Source organism: Arthrobacter sp. zg-Y1171 (genome assembly GCF_025244845.1).
Classification (GTDB): domain Bacteria; phylum Actinomycetota; class Actinomycetes; order Actinomycetales; family Micrococcaceae; genus Arthrobacter_B.
Window position 1 is genome coordinate 2,873,028 of sequence record NZ_CP104264.1, and the last position, 15,717, is coordinate 2,888,744.

Annotated in this window: 14 protein-coding genes; 3 read left to right on the forward strand and 11 right to left on the reverse strand. The window is 64.8% G+C overall.

Features of this window, described 5'->3' with window-relative positions; genetic code table 11:
- Nucleotides 1-54: 54 nt before the first annotated feature.
- The 4 genes from N2L00_RS13465 to N2L00_RS16230 form a co-directional block, all read right to left on the reverse strand.
- Nucleotides 55-354: a hypothetical protein gene (locus tag N2L00_RS13465; RefSeq protein ID WP_255862535.1), complete on the reverse strand. Its 300-nt coding sequence runs from the start codon at nt 352-354 to the stop codon at nt 55-57.
- Nucleotides 351-2,210 carry a DNA polymerase gene (locus N2L00_RS13470; protein WP_255862534.1) on the reverse strand — a complete coding sequence of 620 codons (1,860 nt, stop codon included), beginning with the start codon at nt 2,208-2,210 and terminating at the stop codon, nt 351-353. Before N2L00_RS13470 ends, N2L00_RS13465 begins: the two co-directional genes overlap by 4 nt.
- Nucleotides 2,207-4,816 carry a DUF3854 domain-containing protein gene (locus N2L00_RS13475; protein ID WP_260554359.1) on the reverse strand — a complete coding sequence of 870 codons (2,610 nt, stop codon included), beginning with the start codon at nt 4,814-4,816 and terminating at the stop codon, nt 2,207-2,209. The genes N2L00_RS13470 and N2L00_RS13475 overlap by 4 nt, the downstream gene beginning before the upstream one ends.
- A gap of 108 nt (nt 4,817-4,924) precedes the next feature.
- Nucleotides 4,925-5,284, reverse strand: coding sequence for a helix-turn-helix domain-containing protein (locus tag N2L00_RS16230; protein ID WP_374676598.1), 360 nt, complete (start codon nt 5,282-5,284; stop codon nt 4,925-4,927).
- Between the two features lie 194 nt (nt 5,285-5,478).
- On the opposite strand from N2L00_RS16230, the gene N2L00_RS13480 reads away from it, so the two are divergent.
- Both N2L00_RS13480 and N2L00_RS13485 read left to right on the forward strand, forming a co-directional pair.
- Nucleotides 5,479-5,862: a helix-turn-helix domain-containing protein gene (locus N2L00_RS13480; RefSeq protein WP_255862532.1), complete on the forward strand. Its 384-nt coding sequence runs from the start codon at nt 5,479-5,481 to the stop codon at nt 5,860-5,862.
- A 415-nt stretch (nt 5,863-6,277) separates the two neighbouring features.
- Entirely contained in the window at nt 6,278-7,090 is an 813-nt protein-coding gene (locus N2L00_RS13485) for a GIY-YIG nuclease family protein (protein WP_255862531.1), read from the forward strand.
- A gap of 184 nt (nt 7,091-7,274) precedes the next feature.
- Here N2L00_RS13485 and N2L00_RS13490 read toward each other — a convergent pair whose 3' ends face one another.
- The 6 genes from N2L00_RS13490 to ssd all read right to left on the reverse strand — a co-directional run bounded on the left by N2L00_RS13490 (nt 7,275) and on the right by ssd (nt 12,661).
- Nucleotides 7,275-8,099: a hypothetical protein gene (locus N2L00_RS13490; protein ID WP_255862530.1), complete on the reverse strand. Its 825-nt coding sequence runs from the start codon at nt 8,097-8,099 to the stop codon at nt 7,275-7,277.
- A gap of 321 nt (nt 8,100-8,420) precedes the next feature.
- Nucleotides 8,421-8,720, reverse strand: coding sequence for a DUF4244 domain-containing protein (locus tag N2L00_RS13495; protein WP_255862529.1), 300 nt, complete (start codon nt 8,718-8,720; stop codon nt 8,421-8,423).
- A 150-nt stretch (nt 8,721-8,870) separates the two neighbouring features.
- Nucleotides 8,871-9,482, reverse strand: coding sequence for a type II secretion system F family protein (locus tag N2L00_RS13500; RefSeq protein ID WP_255765049.1), 612 nt, complete (start codon nt 9,480-9,482; stop codon nt 8,871-8,873).
- Nucleotides 9,479-10,234, reverse strand: coding sequence for a type II secretion system F family protein (locus N2L00_RS13505; protein WP_255862528.1), 756 nt, complete (start codon nt 10,232-10,234; stop codon nt 9,479-9,481). Before N2L00_RS13505 ends, N2L00_RS13500 begins: the two co-directional genes overlap by 4 nt.
- A gap of 7 nt (nt 10,235-10,241) precedes the next feature.
- Nucleotides 10,242-11,486, reverse strand: a complete 1,245-nt coding sequence (locus tag N2L00_RS13510) for a TadA family conjugal transfer-associated ATPase (RefSeq protein ID WP_257794876.1) — start codon at nt 11,484-11,486, stop codon at nt 10,242-10,244.
- A 2-nt stretch (nt 11,487-11,488) separates the two neighbouring features.
- Nucleotides 11,489-12,661 carry a septum site-determining protein Ssd gene (gene ssd, locus N2L00_RS13515; RefSeq protein WP_255862526.1) on the reverse strand — a complete coding sequence of 391 codons (1,173 nt, stop codon included), beginning with the start codon at nt 12,659-12,661 and terminating at the stop codon, nt 11,489-11,491.
- A gap of 245 nt (nt 12,662-12,906) precedes the next feature.
- Between ssd and N2L00_RS13520 the strand changes: the two genes are divergently transcribed.
- Complete coding sequence (locus tag N2L00_RS13520) at nt 12,907-15,330, forward strand: alpha/beta fold hydrolase (protein WP_255862525.1); 2,424 nt, start codon at nt 12,907-12,909, stop codon at nt 15,328-15,330.
- A 7-nt stretch (nt 15,331-15,337) separates the two neighbouring features.
- On the opposite strand, the gene N2L00_RS13525 is transcribed toward N2L00_RS13520, so the two are convergent.
- Nucleotides 15,338-15,604: a hypothetical protein gene (locus N2L00_RS13525; RefSeq protein WP_227919136.1), complete on the reverse strand. Its 267-nt coding sequence runs from the start codon at nt 15,602-15,604 to the stop codon at nt 15,338-15,340.
- Nucleotides 15,605-15,717: the final 113 nt, after the last annotated feature.

The following is a 15,717-nucleotide window of genomic DNA, read 5'->3' on the forward strand; positions in this document are numbered from 1 at the left end:
TGACGGGTCCAACCCGGCAGACACACGAAAGACCCGTGCGCGCGTTGGCCGCACTCACTGGGTACCCATCCAGTTACGTTTCCTGTGCGCCATGACCGTAGCGACGAAGCCCTGCACAACTCTGTTCTCGTGCAGGGCTTCGTTATGGATGCCCGCCGGCGAGGGCTGCGGTACCAAACCGTCCAGCAGAACGAAAACCTCGGGCGGAGCAGCCGCAAGGAACCGCTTCACTTGCTCTTCGCTTGCTGGTTCGGCGTGGAGCGATTGAAAAAGGACCCCCTCCAGCACGTCCTTGCGGCGCATGTGGTTGTTCAGCCGGTGTTGCTCTTCCTCGGGTCGGTTATTGATCGTCATGCTGGGATCTCCTCGGTGTTGGTGTCGGTGATGTTGTCGGCGGTGTGCCACGAGCAGCGCCTGTCGCTGCACGTTATTAGCTCGCGGTGATCACGGGCCACCTCGGGCCAGCCGGGCTTTTCCCTGCGGTAGCAGTCAGCCCAGTCACGCCCTCGCGCGCCCTTCGCTGCGAGGACGGGTACGGGCGTCGCCCCCGGCGCAACCTGGTGGGAGAACTGCAGGGCATTAAGCACCGCATTTTCTGCCTCCTCAACCCGGTTTTCGGGGACTGAAAGCACAAGCTCGTCATGGATGATCGCCCGCAGGCACGGCAGCAGCCACTCAGGGAGACGCAGTATTCCCTCGGTCATAAGGTCGCGGGCGGTACCTTGGCCCATCGCGGCTGGCCCTTGTGTATATTCCCGGCCGGGATGCACGCGCATCCGACGGCCGTATGCGTTCACAAGGATCTGCCCCCGGGCTTGATTCCGGATCGCTGACTTGAAGGTGGCCAGCCGGGGAAACTGAGCGTCCAGCGTGGCTAGTTGCCGCTGAGCCTCGTCGACTGGGATGCCGGCATAGGCCGCCAGCCCCGTTGCGCCCATCCCGTACGACGTCGCGTGTGTGATCGCTTTGGCATCGCCACGCCGGGGGTGATGGCCCGCCCCGCGGCCCCAGCCATCCTCGCCGAAGACAGCCGCAGCCATCTCGTCGTGCAGGTCAGCGCCGGGTGCGACTGCAGCGATATAGCCTGGGTCCTGGGCATGCATCGCAATAGCCCGGGCATCGATTTGTGCCAGGTCGGCTGTGATGAGCACATGTCCTTCGTCAGGCAAAAGCAGCGACCGCTCCAGTAGGTTTCCGCGGTCTCGCTTGCCTTGGACCGTGAGTCCGGGCTTGGTGACAGAGAATCGACCGAACGCTTGTGAGGCCGTGACACGCGGATGGACGCGTCCGTCGGGGCCGGTGTGCTGAAAGATCGTCTGAGCTGACGAACGTTCACCGTTCGAGGCACGCAGAACGCTGCACAGTTCGAGCAAGCCAGTGTTGTCGGGATGCTCCGCTTCAAGCGCTTCCAGCGTGTCTTTACCGGTAGCCAGGTTGCCCTTCGGAGTCCGAGGGGGCCTGACTCCGAGGTCCGTAAAGGCCTGGATAAGGGCTTCCTTTCCCGCAGACGTTGCCTGCGGCTTCGCGCCTTCTAGAGGCAGTCCGTAGACGTGATGGAGGCGCTCCTTGTGCAGGCTCACTCGCTCCTCCTGAGCCATGAGTACTGCCTGGACACGGTCGGCATCGACCCGCCAACCCTGCTTGCTGATGTGCCCCAGCCGCCACATCACTTCATGCTCCCGCCAAATGTACTCATCAACGGCAAGGTACTGGGCGAGCTCGCGAACCAGTTCGACGTCCCGGACGAGGTACCTCACGTACTCAGGGTGACCGACGGGGATCCTGTCGTAGCCACCGAACTGGCGGGCGAGCACCCTGAGCATCGATTCAGAGTCGTCGGGAACCTTGGCGGCGCCAAGTACGCGCCGGCACAGGGCAGCAAGGTTGTACCGCCGGGCATCGGCTTTGCCTGACAGCGGCGGATCGTTCTGCCGTGCGGCAAGAAGTGTGTCCATCACCCGGCGCTCCCGTACAAGGCGTGCGAGATCGAGTCCGTGGTATCGCTCCAGCGCGGGCAAGCCGAAGGCGAGCAAGTCGTGCCCGACCACAAGGTCAGCCTGCAGAATCATCTCGACTACCGATCGGATGTCGGTAGTGGTGACCACCTCCGATCCGCCGACACCAACACCCGCGAGGCGGACAAAGCCAGGTCCATAGTCCCAGATACGATCGGCATCCGCGGTTCCGAGGTTCAGGTAGAGGATACTCATGAAGCATCACCGCCAAGCTCTGAGATGGTCCTGCCGGTCATGGGCGGCATCGCTCGGGCGACCTGCTGTTTGAAACCGCCACGTCCCGTGAGCTCGATGAGCTCTCCAGGAGCGGCACCCGCCGCCGGACGCGGTCCGGCGGCCCCTGAGGCGTTCCGGTGAGAGCCATTCAACGTCGCAACGCCCGCCTGCCGTTCAACAACATAGGCTTTTCCCCTGCCATGCAGTTTGCCGGTCTGGACGATACGAAGGCCGGCGTACCATTTCGGGTGCTGTCCGTAGTACATCGAGAGCTTGCGTGCGTCCATCTCATCCCAGGATTTGCCATAGGGCGGCGGCGGGTCTGTCTGGGCCCTCGCCTGAGCCAGGACTTCAGGAGCTCCGAATCGAGTTCCGGCGGGGAAGAGCGATTCAACCCACTCCCAGTGTTCTGCGTTGTCGACGGCCTCGCTGTCCGCACTTTCACGAACCTCAAGGACAGTTGAGAGGAACCCACGGATGCCGGCAAGGTGAAGGATTCCGCCGACGACCCGTTGCCATTCCGTGAAAGATTTGAACCCGAATGCACGCGGGGCCGCTGGGCACCCCCTGTCATACCAAGCCCGGACAAGAACCAGCACGGCGCGCAGCAGCTCCGAGCGGTGACCCGGCACCCAGGTTTCGAGGTCGTGACGAAAGTTGTCTCGCGTTTCCAGATCGTCCCGGTCGGAGGCCATTCTGCAGGTATAGATGCGCCGAGCCATGTCACCAGGAATCTCGACGTTGTTCCCCAAGGCGTACCAGCTGGCTGTCTGAGGCAGGCTGAGCATCTCCGACGATCCAAGCTTTCGCCCCTCGTAAACCTCAGACGTTAACGCTGCCCCGAGCGAGTTCGAGAGCAACCGGGAGCCAGCGTCATCCTGCACCTCGTCAAGACAGATAGTGTCGGCGCTGGCCCGAAGCTTGGCCGTGATTCGCTTGTCCATCTCCTCGTCGGACTTCGGGGCGGTTTGGATCGGCGCAGGAGCTCCGAAGGCAATCCGATGTATCACATCCAGACAGCCGCCCTTGCCCACGCCACGGTGGATTCCGTCAAGCACGAGCATCGGCACTTTCGTGACGGAAGCGCGGATAACCGGAGTGATGAGACCTGCGATCGCGTGCGTCTGGTCCGCCTCAGAAGCAAACGCCCATCCGTCATAACCGTTGGCGCCGTCCATCGCGAAGAGATCGTCGCGAAGCAGTGAGACCGCTGCTGATATGTCAGCATCGGTCGGGTGGTCAGGCACTCCAATACCCTGAACATCGGGCGTGAGATCAAGGTACACACCGCTCTTGGCGTGATATCCGGAGTCAGTGAGAACTGTGCCCTCGGCGAGTACGAGGGGGGAGCGGGTAACGCCGGCGAGGTACGGGAGCACGTCGTAGTGATCGGCGACAACATCGATGAGATTATCCGAAAGCCCCGCCGGCACCTGCCCTTTCGCTCCTTCACTGTACGGATAGCTGACATCCAGCAGTTCGCGCCGGAGACCTCGCCGGTCAAGCGGGGTCACGTGCAGCGGCCCGTCACCTCCTTTGGCATCCTTCGCACGCCGGACGCGTACGAGCTCCTGGTTGCGTTGGAAGACACGCACCCCACCGGAACGATCGACCAGAGCCTTGAGAAGCTCGAGTGAAGCCTGCCGCTGGTCTCCTCCGACGTTGACTGAGGTTCGTTCGTCAGGCGACGTCAAGGGGGAACCGGAACGAGCGGCTGCACGCTTTTCTTGCAGTGCTCTCCGCATTTTCTGCTGTTCCCGCTTATCCAGGTCTGCAGGTTTATTCTGTGCCCTTGTGATCAACGACACCAGCATGTCCCGCCGGGCTTCACCGTCTGCGAGCCGTGCGAGCAGGTCGTCCAGGCCATCCTTGCCCACACCGGGGATTCGGGCGAACTTCACGCTCGAGGCGGCGTACGCCTTGCAGGCTTCGCCAAGCGCGGCCGCACCGTCGAAGACGCGGATGTTGGTTTTCGCGTCAGTGTCCGGCACGATAATGACATCGCAGCCCTGGACAATGGCCAGATGCGGCGTCGGGGTCCCCTGGTCATCGTCGTCGCCGGCGACACGCCAGGACCAGATGCCTGTGATGCGGTAGATCGACCAGGTTTCCGGGGCCCAAGCGAGAGCTGCCAGCGCTTGCTTGACGCCCTCCACGATAAGAACCACTTCCGGGTTCTGCTTTGCGCGCAGAACAGGCAGTCGCGGTGGATTGTGTGCGCTGCCCGGCGAGACGTATTTGAGGACCTCACCGTCCCTGTCGGTCACGCTCCCTGGAGCCGGTTTTACCTGACCTGTCACTGAACCGTCGGGATCTGCCATGGGGTAGACCAGACATGGAAATACAGCGTCCCCGTGGATATCGACAATCCATTGGGCCCAAGACGGGAGTTCACCACGTTCGTAGGCACTGTGGACTCCCTGGGCGACCGCAATTGAATCAGGGATGGCGCTTTCGTGAAGCTCCCGGGCGTGCTCAGGAGCCAATGCTGGATGGCACGCCGGATTACCGGGGAGTTTTGCTGCTGCTCCGTCGCCCGCAAAATCGGATCTAGTGAGTTCCGGGACATCGTCTATAGTGTTCATGAGGACCTTGTTTCCTCCGGGGCCTGGGGCAGGTGCGAACTGCCGTCGGGCCGAATTGTCTAAGAATTGTCTGCAAGAGCTCCGCTTCGGCGGGGCTCTTGTTTTGTTTCAGGCGGAGGCAAGGAGCCTGCTTAGCTCGGCCTTGCGCTGTTCACTCAGACGTGGCCAGGACGTGACCATATGAGCCGCAAGGGCGGCGAGATCGGTAAGGTCGTCCGTGGAAGACCCCTGGATTCGAGGGCTTGAGTCGGCGACGTCCACTGGCGTTATCAGCCGCTCGAGATCAGATTCCCTGACCATGAACTGCTTTCCGATCCGGACAGCGGGAAGGCGGCCGGCATGGACGTACTTGCGGAGTGTGTGCGGTTTCGGCCAGCCGCGCTCATGAGCGGCGCGAAGGGCGAGAAGCGGGTCGTCTCCGCTGGACAGACGCAGAGTCTGCGGGAGGCATACGGTCGAAGGGGACATTAGGACCTCTCAATGGGGTCCCATGCGTCCGTCGTTCCGGGAATCGGAGGTCACCGCCACCCAAAGAAGATTGGTGTGTGGACTGTAGCGTTATCGCGACCTGTCGTGCCTCAACGATAACGATAGAATGTGATTATCGCAATGTATAGCGATAATCATGTACTAGCCACAAGTCAGAAGAGAGGATGTAGCACATGACGGCCGCAACGGAGACATTTGCCCGGAGGCTCTCCGAGGAGCGGCAGCGGGCGGGCCTGTCACAGGCAGCGCTTGCTGCGCGCATCACTGACTTGATCGGACGCAGCATGGATCCCAGCGCTGTTGCCCGGGCAGAGAAGCACGAACGGGCCATCAGGCTTGATGAGGCCGTCGCGATCGCCGACGTGCTCCAGATGCCGCTCACTTCCCTACTCCGGGACAAGGACGCCATCGATGAAGAAATAGACGAACTTCGGCGAGACCTCAGCCTGCATCAATGGCAGCTGAGCCAAGCCGAGGAGGAAGCTCAGCAGGCGCAGGATTCGATGTCCGCGACGCGTCGGCGCATTGCAGAACTTGAAGACGCCCGCGGCGAGTAACCACTCCTGCAACACCCGGCCGTCCGGGTACGCAGGCTCGTTTGCCCGTCCGGTGGAGAGCCATGGACGGCGACGAGCGGGTGCTCTCCGTTTCGCTCTCCCTCCCATCTGCTGTCAGGGAGCCCAGAATGGGGCGCCCGGAGAGCGGGAGAGCAGGCCCACACGGCATCCGGCAGCAACAAGTGCGTGTGTGCGTGTCATCGCGGGCACGGTGTTAGACGGCCACGCACGCATTTGATGGTAGAGCCTTCCTTTTCTTGCTCTCCTTGCTCTCCCATGGGTCAACTGCCCCGAATTTCCGGGATCAAAGGTGGAGAGTAAGAAACGATTTGCTGCTCTCCGCTTGGTCTCCTGCTCCCCGGCTGACGGTGAGGCGCCGTCCTTTCAGGATTGCTCAACAGCTAGGGTCGAGGTCATGACGCTGACGCTCGAACCAATCCTGCTAAGCGCCGGCATCGACCCGGCCGATACCCAAGTGATACGTCATGCCTTCGTGCGCGAGCACGGTGACACCGGCCTCAGAGGTATCCACGCCGATTCCACCGACGACGAGATCCTCGCCTACACGAGCCAGCAGTCAGTGAATCCGCGGACCTTCCCCGTTATACCGCCACATGTCTGGGTGGTATTCGTTCGTGAGGGCGGTGATCGGGCCCGGCTGTGGGCCGTGGTACAGAACCGGGGCCAGATCTCGAACGATGGCGTTCGGCGAACGTTTGACCTGGTTTTTACCGAACATCTGGCCGACCTTAGGAACCGCCTTGTCATCGGCTGGAGGTCTCCGCGGACCTGGCGGCTTAACGGTCCCACGGCTGCCGGCTACCCGGTCATGGAAATTGCCGACGCCCAGCCGGTGCCATTCCCCGGCTTTGACCGCCTCGTCCTGGACCACGCCCAACTCCAGGCGGTAATGCGCGAGCATCGGTACGCGTCCTGGCGCACGGCCCTGTCGTCAGTCGTAGGCGTCTACCTCATTACTGACACACGCGACGGCCGGCACTACGTGGGCAAAGCCGACGGGGCGGAGAGCATCCGTCAGCGCTGGAGCGCATACGCGACAAATGGTCACGGTGGCAATGTGGAGCTTCGCAGCTGCGACCCAACGAGCTTCCGCTACTCACTGATGAGGGTTTTTGACCCCACCACCCCGGCCCCGGTGATCGACGCGGCTGAAAGCCACTTCAAGCACGCAATGGATACGAGGAAGCACGGGCTCAACGGGAACTGATCTCCGTGACCAACGCGTTTGCTGCATTGGAACGGTCTATCTCATTGCCGGCGATCCTGGCAGGCGATGTCGAGTCTCAGGAGACGCGTGAATCACTGGAATGTGCGAGCGAATCCACCAGCTTTCGATGGCGCCCTAAAAGCGGACTTGACCGCCAGCATGAGTGGAAATGTCTCTGCCGAGCCTAACGCTCCTTATTCGCCCAACGCTCCATCGCCATCGCGGCAACAAAGAAGTCCAAGAATTGGTCTGGGCTCAGGTAGCGTGGCTCGAACGTCATTGCCAGGTCCATGTAGATGGCTCCGAGTTCCCTGACCACTCGGAGACTGCCGTGATCCCAGTAGGCGGCAATGAGAGGCCCAACGGCACTTTCAAGCGCTTCACCAATGACTCGGGGATTCTGGATAAGGGAATCAAACGAATACTGAGCGTTGTCGATCAGTGGGAGTGGCGGCAATCCTGGATCTGGTTGGTCTTGACCATATGATCCTTTTGTCTCCGAGCTAAATACCAAGCACGATGTCTGCAGTTTTGCCTGGTGGCCGAAAAGTGTGAGTTTGAAGTCGTACCCGCGAAGCCGCCGGACGGGCGTGCTCGACCCGGGAAGTATTGGGGGGAGGACTTCTCTTCGGTCGTACGAGATGCACATTTCATAGCGTGAACCCACAATCAGAGCGGGTCCGTCCTGACCGTTGGGCTGGATGATTGGCAGCTCTGTGGGGCTTTTCCCGACACCAACCCGCTGAAGTGTGATGCCTTCATAGTCGAGGCTCCGGATGAGGCCGAAGACAGGTAACGCAACTTCATACTGGGAATAAAAAGAGGAAATTCCAAGAGTTAGCGGGGGCTGGTGACCTGCCCGGCGGTTATCGTCAACGAGCCGATTATATGCAGTGTCGATGTCATGCAGGTACGTCCCGACCTTCTGATGGGAGTCAAAAAATATCATCGGGTAATCGGCCGGTACGTATCGGGAGGACATGGGGTCCCAACGAACTTCAGAACCCATGCTTGCCGCCCAAGGGAGAGGGCGCGTGATCATAGTTGGAACGAGATTTCCCGACACTTCGCAACTCTCCGTTTTCCTGGGGAATGCTTTCTTTGTTTACTTCCTGAAGCTTTAGAGCAACAGAATGCGATCATAGATAGCTCCCAAGTGTCATTCAATTGTGACGCGCGGAGGCGTGTATAAGTCCACTTAAAAAATGCCATCGCCGTTGATTTGCTGCAGGTTCATCGATTAGCAAACCTCGGGTTACGGACTTGGATCACGCTCTATCCGTTGTTACGCGGTTACGGGATGCTAGGAAAACTGTCCGTCAACCCGAGATCAAGTATGTTTTGTTGGGTGCACGGCGGCGAGCGTGGCAATGGCATATTCGGCGGTGGCCATGCCGGCCTCTCGGTCATCCCACGACGGATCCACCGGTTCCTGCGTCGCCGGCAGCGGCTTCACCAGTGTCAGGCGGGGAGCATCCGCGGCAGTGCGCCCGGACAGGCTGTACACCCCGTTGCTGCCGTCCGATCCCGGGTTCGGGCAGGCCTGCCGTCTGTCCTGCCCTCCCCCATCCATTTCGGAGCGGGCAGCGGCCTGGGATGGTGCGGCAACGGATCTGGTGCTGTGTGGCATGTGTCTTTCCTCCTGCTGAAAGGGTCTGAACTTCGAGCCTGCCTCCGGCCGCCGGCCGACGGTTGCAGCCCGGACGCCGATGGGGACAACCCCGGTCCGGCGGTGGGCTGTGGAGGAACAAACAGGTGAAACCAGTCCTGCCGAAACTGGTTATTTCCACCCTGGCAGCAGGGACATCAGCAGCGGCACCACGGTCAAAGCCACAAACGCGGGCAGCGAACACAGCCCCAGCGGCATCACCAGACGAACCCCGAGCGCCGCTGCGCGCCGCCTGCTCTCCGTCTGCCGGCGCCGCCGAAGGGCGTCCGCCTGGGAATGAAGCACAGCAGCTGACGGTGCCCCCGTAACGGCTGTGAAGCGCAGCGCCGGACCGAGTGCCGCGAGTGCCGAGGCTGGCATTCCGCTGACCCGGGATACCCGTTCGCCACCCGCTGGCTGCGCTCCGGCGGAGGCGGAACCGGCGGACAACTGCCACGCGGCATCCCAGGGAATTCCGAGGTCCAGTGCCTGCAGGAGCCGGTCAAGATCCCGGGACGTAGCCGGATCCACGCCGTCACGCAGGATGGCCAACGCCGAGGGCAGCGGTTGTCCCGCTTCCAACATCGCCGCAATCAAATCCAGCATCAGGGCGGGATCGCCGGTGCTGCCCTCCGACCCGGGTTCGATCCTCTGCCGGAGGTGCTGCTGCCGCGGACGCTCCTCGGATCCGGTCAGGAGCAGGGCGGCCGTCGAAAGGAGCGCGAACACCAGCAGGCCGGTCATCCGGAATTGCCCTGCACCGGCGCCTGGGCGTTCCGCACCAGCCGTGAAGACCACAGACGCCCTGCCAGCCAGAACCCGGTTCCGGCTGCAGCCGCAAGCCACCCCGGCGGCGTCGCCGTCAGGATCTGCAGCGGGTTGCCACCCAGCAGGTAGCCCAGGAGGATCCCGCCGCCCGGCAGCCAGGTCAGGAGCCGCATAGTGGCACGCGGGCCGGCCATTGCCGCTTCCCGGTCCGAGGCGGCATCACGGGCGGCTTCCAGTTGCCCGGCATACCGGCTGAGCACCGCGGCCAGCGGGGCACCGCTCCGCTCCGATACGCGTAGGCAGAGCGCCAAACCGGACCACAGCTGCTGCAGTGCCGGATCGGTTTCCCGGCTGCCTGCCCGCTCCGCGGCGGCAAGCACCGGCACCGGACTAAGACCCAGCGCTGCCGACGCCGCGGCCGCCTGCAGCACCGGGGAAAAGGGGTGAACGGGGGTCTCCGCTGAAGCCGGGGCTTCGTACAGTGTGGCTGCGTCCGCCCAGATCCGATGGGTTGAGCGTCCCGCCGACAGCAGCCCCGCCAGTTCCCGCACCAGCAGCGCCGGGGCATCACCGTCGAGTTTTGGGCGAGGGCGACGGCGCCGCCGGAGAAGAAGGCCGTCCGCTACGCGCGCAGACCTGCGGCGGGCAACCGGCGGCCGGCGTGGCGGAGCCCCGAGTGTCAGGGCCGCTGCCGTGGCGAGGAGTACCGCGACGGTCAGCCCTGCCACGCCGACACTAACTGCCCGCCGGCACGGATCCGGCACCGTTTTCAGCGGCTGCCCGTACCTCCAGCCGCTGTTCGAGCTCGGACCACCCGCTGCCGCGCCGGTATTCCCCTCCGCTGAGGACCAGGGCCGGAACGGCAGTCAGTTTTCCGTCGGCGATCACCAGGACCGCAATCTCGGCAATAGTGCGGGTGCCGGCCGACCGGTGCAGATGGACCACCACGTCCAGCGCTGCTGCCGCCTGCAGTGCCACTGCTTCCGGCGCCATACCGGCAAGTGCACCCAATGCCACCAACCGGGCAGGCACTCCCGCGGCAGAGTTGGCGTGAATGGTTCCGCCGGCTCCGTCGTGGCCGGTGTTCAGCGCTGCCAGGAGTTCCCGGACCTCGGCTCCCCTGCACTCCCCCACCACGAGACGGTCCGGCCGCATGCGCAGGGCCTGCCGCACCAGTTCGGCCTGATCCAATACCCCGCTGCCCTCCACATTTCCGTGCCGGCTCTGCAGGCCCACCACATGGGGATGGTCCGGTTCCAGTTCCGCTGCGTCCTCCACCAGCACCAGCCGTTCCTGCGGTCCACTGAGGGAAAGCAACGTGGAGAGAAGCGTCGTTTTCCCGGTCCCGGTGGCTCCGCTGACGAGAAAGTTCAAGCGTCGGCGGACAATGGCGCGGAGCAGGGCTTCACACTCCCGGTCCAGGGTTCCGCCGCGTGTCAGTTCCGCCAGGGTGAAAGACCGGCTCCGGTGAATACGGACCGAGAGGAGCGTAGCCCCGGTGGAAACCGGGCGGAGCACTGCATGCACACGGTAACCCTGCAGCTGGACATCGACGCAGGGACAGGAATCGTCCAGCCGCCGACCCCCGGCCGCCACCAGGCGCGTGGCAAGTGCCTGCACCTCCGAGTCCGAGGCAAACCGGATGGCCGTAAGTTCCAAGCCGCGGCCGGCATCCACCCAGACCCGGTCCGGACCGTTCACCAGGATGTCGCTGACGCCGGGAAGCAATGCCAGCGGCTGAAGCGGGCCCAGGCCCTGCAGCTCGGCGCGCATGCGGTCCACCGCGTGCAGTGTCCCCTCGGAGCCCAGGAGCTGCCCGCTGGCCTGCACCGCTGCCGCGAGCCGTGCTCCGGTCACCGGTTCGGAGCGTGCCAGCATCCGGTCCCGCACCCGTGCCAACAGCGGATCCGGGCCAAGCGGCTGGCCAGGCGGCTGGCCACGCCGTGGGCGGTGAACTCCCCCGCTGCCGGCGCCGGACATACTCACGGCGCTGCCCCAACCGGCCCGGACAACACCGTCGCCAGAATCCGCTGCGATACGCGCTTGATCCGCCGGCGTCCCGCACCCGCCAGCGCCTGGCCGTACTCCCCGCCGGTTCCCCGTTGGAAGGGCAGGTAACCGGACAGCGGCAACCCCAGGGCTTCGGCCACCAGGACTTCGTCCAATCCGTTTCCAAGCGGCCCGCGCACCACTACATGGGCCGGCACCTCCCGGAGGTACGGCAGCAATGCCTGCGCCCCCAGGACCCCACCGGTCCGGCCCGGCACCGCCAACAGCACCTGGTCGCAGAAACGCAGCAGCGACGCTGCGCCGACGGTCCGGCCCAGATCAACGATGGTCAGCTGATATCCGCTCCGCGCTGCGTCCATGACCGCCGCGGCAACAGCCTCATCAGCCGGAGGGAACCCTGTCCCCCTGCCCAAAAGCGAAAAGCCGGCGAGCGCCGGTAACCCGGCCGCGAGCTGCACGGGATTCAGGCTGCCGCTTAGCCCCTCCAAATCCGGCCAGCGGATCCCCTCCAGATCGGCGGCCCCCAAAGCCCACTCCAAGCCGGCTCCCCAGGGATCCCCCTCCAGCAACAGCACCGAGTGGCCGATCTCAGCTGCATTGGCACTCAACCAGCACGCCACGGTGGAGGCACCGGTTCCCCCGCCGCCCAAAACCCCCAGGACCGTACCTCCGGCGAGGCTGCGCCGTCTGCCGAGAAAGCCCGCGAGCCAGCCGGCCGCTGCGGGGAGGACCGCGACCCGGCCCGCGGAACTTCCCGCAGCCGCATCCCAGACGCTGGAGTCCTCCGCCAGGCTGACCACAATGACCTCGGGCTTCCCCGTTCCTGCCGAACCGGCTCCCGCAGCGGCGAGCGCGCGACCCGGCCCTCCTTGTTCGGCCAGGAACCGGAGGTGCCCGGTGCCCAGCAGCAGCACATCCGGCACCAAGGCCATCGCCTCTGGGATATCCGGAGCCACGGGAATCTCCACGCCGGCAGCCGCAGCGGCCCGGGCCACTTCATCCTGCAGAGCCTGATCCCCGGCTACGAGCACAGCGACGACGGCGTCCCTGCCAGCCGTGCCCGGCAGCCTGCGGCCGGGCCGTGTTTCCGGCAGCCGTCGGGTGCGTGTCCGGCCGGTGCCCGGCGCACCTCGTTCCATGTCCATGCGCCTCACCGTCGCACCGAGGACCGGCCTGGTGTATCTGCCGGCCGAGGCATCCTGAGAAACTGCTGCCGGCAAGAAGGTTGTGGAGGAAAGGTCCGGCCGCCTCCGGCTGCATCAGCTACCGTCGGAGGAATCCGATAGGGTCGGCGCTAACCGGGAGCGGACATTGCAGCAGGAACGGTTCAGCAACGGTTCGGCACCGACAATCCGGCACAGCGGCGTGCCGGCGAAGGAAGCAGGGAGTCATGGAAACCGATATGGAACACCTGGACGTGCTGATCATCGGCGCCGGCCTGAGCGGCATCGGCGCGGCCTGCCGCATGCGCATGGACCATCCGGGGCGTTCCGTCGCCCTCTTGGAGACCCGCGGCCGCGCAGGCGGCACCTGGGACCTCTTCCGGTACCCCGGAATCCGCTCCGACTCGGACCTCTACACCTTCGGCTATGACTTCCGTCCGTGGCGTGAAGAGAAAGCCATTGCCGACGGCCCGAGCATCCTGCACTACCTCAAAGAGACCGCCGCCGAATACGGCGTGGATTCCCTGATCCGCTACCACCACCGCGTGCTCTCCGCGGATTGGTCCAGCCGGGACGCGCACTGGACCGTCACGGTCGAGCGCACGCGGACGCCGGAAGCCGGCCCCGACCTTGTCCCGGCCGAACCGGTGGGGACCGGGGAGATCCGGCAGCTCACCGCCGGCTGGATCTTCAACGCTGCCGGCTACTACCGCTACGGGGAGGGCTACGCACCGGAGCTCGCCGACCGGGAACTATTCGCCGGACCGGTGGTGCATCCGCAGCACTGGCCCGGAAACCTGGACGTTGCAGGGAAACGGATTGCGGTCCTTGGCAGCGGCGCTACGGCCGTCACCCTGGTTCCGGCGCTGGCGGAGATGGGCGCCAGCGTGACGATGGTCCAGCGCACGCCTACCTATATCCTTCCCGTCCCGGCGGAGGATCCGCTGGCCCGGCGGCTGCGCGGCGTCGTCGGGCCCGAACGCACCGGCCGGATCATGGCCGAGGTCAGTGCCCGCCGCCAGCGGGCCATCTGGCTGTTCTGCCAGCGCTGGCCGAACCTTGCCCGGAAGCTCATCCGCGGTATCCAGTCCCGTAATGTACCGGAAGGTTTTGAGCTGGATAAGCACCTGAACCCGCCGTACCGGCCGTGGGACCAGCGGCTGTGCGCGGTGCCGGACGGCGATTTCTTCACCGCCCTGCGCAGCGGCAACACGACCGTGGTGACCGGCCGGACCACCGGGTTTACCGAGCGCGGCCTCAGGCTGGCTTCCGGAGAGGAAGTGGCGGCCGACGTCGTGGTGACCGCCACCGGATTCACCGTCCAGGTGCTGGGCGGTATGGAACTGAGGCTCGACGGCGTGCGGGTAAACCTGGCCGAGCACGTTGCCTACCGCGGAGTGATGCTCAGCGGCATCCCGAACATGGCCTTCGCCATCGGTTACACCAACGCTTCCTGGACGCTGAAGGTCGGGCTGCTGACGCAGTGGTTCTCGCGGCTGCTCAGTTCCATGGACCGGCACGGCTACACATCGGCCGTCCCCGTGGCGCCGCCGGGCATGCCCACCCGGCCGCTGCTGGACTTTGGCGCCGGGTATGTCCAGCGCAGCCTGTCGTCCCTGCCCCGGCAGGGCGACCAGGCTCCCTGGCTGATGACCATGAACTTCCTGGCCGACCGAAGGGACCTGCAGAAAGGCGCGCTGGCGGACGAGTACCTGCACTTCAGCGGCGATGCCGGCGGCGCCGACAATTCGGCGGAGGACCGGTTCGTCACGCTCGAGTCCGGGCTGCGGCTGTGTTACCGGATCGAGGGGCCCGACGACGGCGAGCCGGTGGTCCTTTTGTCCGGCCTCGGACTGGACCTGGCGGCGTGGCCGGCGGAATTCGTGCAGGGCCTGACCGCTGCCGGTTACCGCGTCATCCGGTCGGATAACCGGGACGTCGGACGCTCCGGCCGAATGGACACCCCCACCCCCACCCTCCTGCATCAGGCACTCGCCCGGCCGATGCCCGGCGCCTACCGGATTGAGGACATGGCCGACGACGTCGCGGGGCTGCTCGAGCACCTGCAGGTGGGCAAGGCCCATGTGGTGGGGATGTCGCTGGGCGGCATGATCGCCCAGTCCGTGGCTGCCCATCACCCGGACCGCGTCCTGACCCTGACCTCCGTCATCTCCACCACGGGAGCCCGGGACGTGGGTGCCGCAGCTTTCTCCACCAAGCGCCGGTTCGCGGCACGGCCGCCGCGGACCCGCGAAGAGTTCATCCGGGCACGCGTGGCCATGATGCGTCATCTTTCCGGGTGGACCCACCCGGCGGATCCGGCGACGGAAGCCGAACTGGCCGGCCAGGCCTGGGACCGCGGAGCCTATCCGGACGGCGGGACGGCCCGGGCCCGGCAGCTCGGCGCCATCAATGCCTCCGGCGACCGCACCGGGGCCCTGGCCGGAATCCGGGTACCGACACTTGTCATCCACGGCGACCGGGATCCGATTGTGCATCCCAGCGGGGGCGCCGCGACGGTGGCCGCCATACCCGGCTCACGGCTGGCCACGATCCCCGGTATGGGCCACTACTTCTCCCCCGCGGTGGTGCCCGAACTGCTGAGGCTCGTCACCGGGCACCTGGGCGCCCGCACCGTGGAATCGGCGTGAGTTTGAGCTAGTCGCCCATCCCGGGCTGCACCGGAACGACATTGATCTTGTTGGCGCCGGGGAAAACCTTCTTCGGCACACGGGAGAAACCCTTGGCATCCAGATGGTTCTTTGCGCGGAAAACGGCCACGGCGTCGTCGTACGCCTGATTCAGCCGGGCGCCGGTGAGCACTTCGCTGGTTCCGTCGCTGAAGCGGACCGCGATGGAGGCGGACGCCGGGAAATGCCGGTCCATCCGAATAAAGCCGTCATTGTCCTGCTGAAGAGTGATCAAGTGGTTCCGCCCTGAGAGTTGGTGAGCTTCCAGTCTCCCCTATCGCCGCACCGCAGGTTCCCCCGCCCGAAGCAGCTAAGCACGGTGCTGCCGGTTCCGGGTGAGAATAGAAG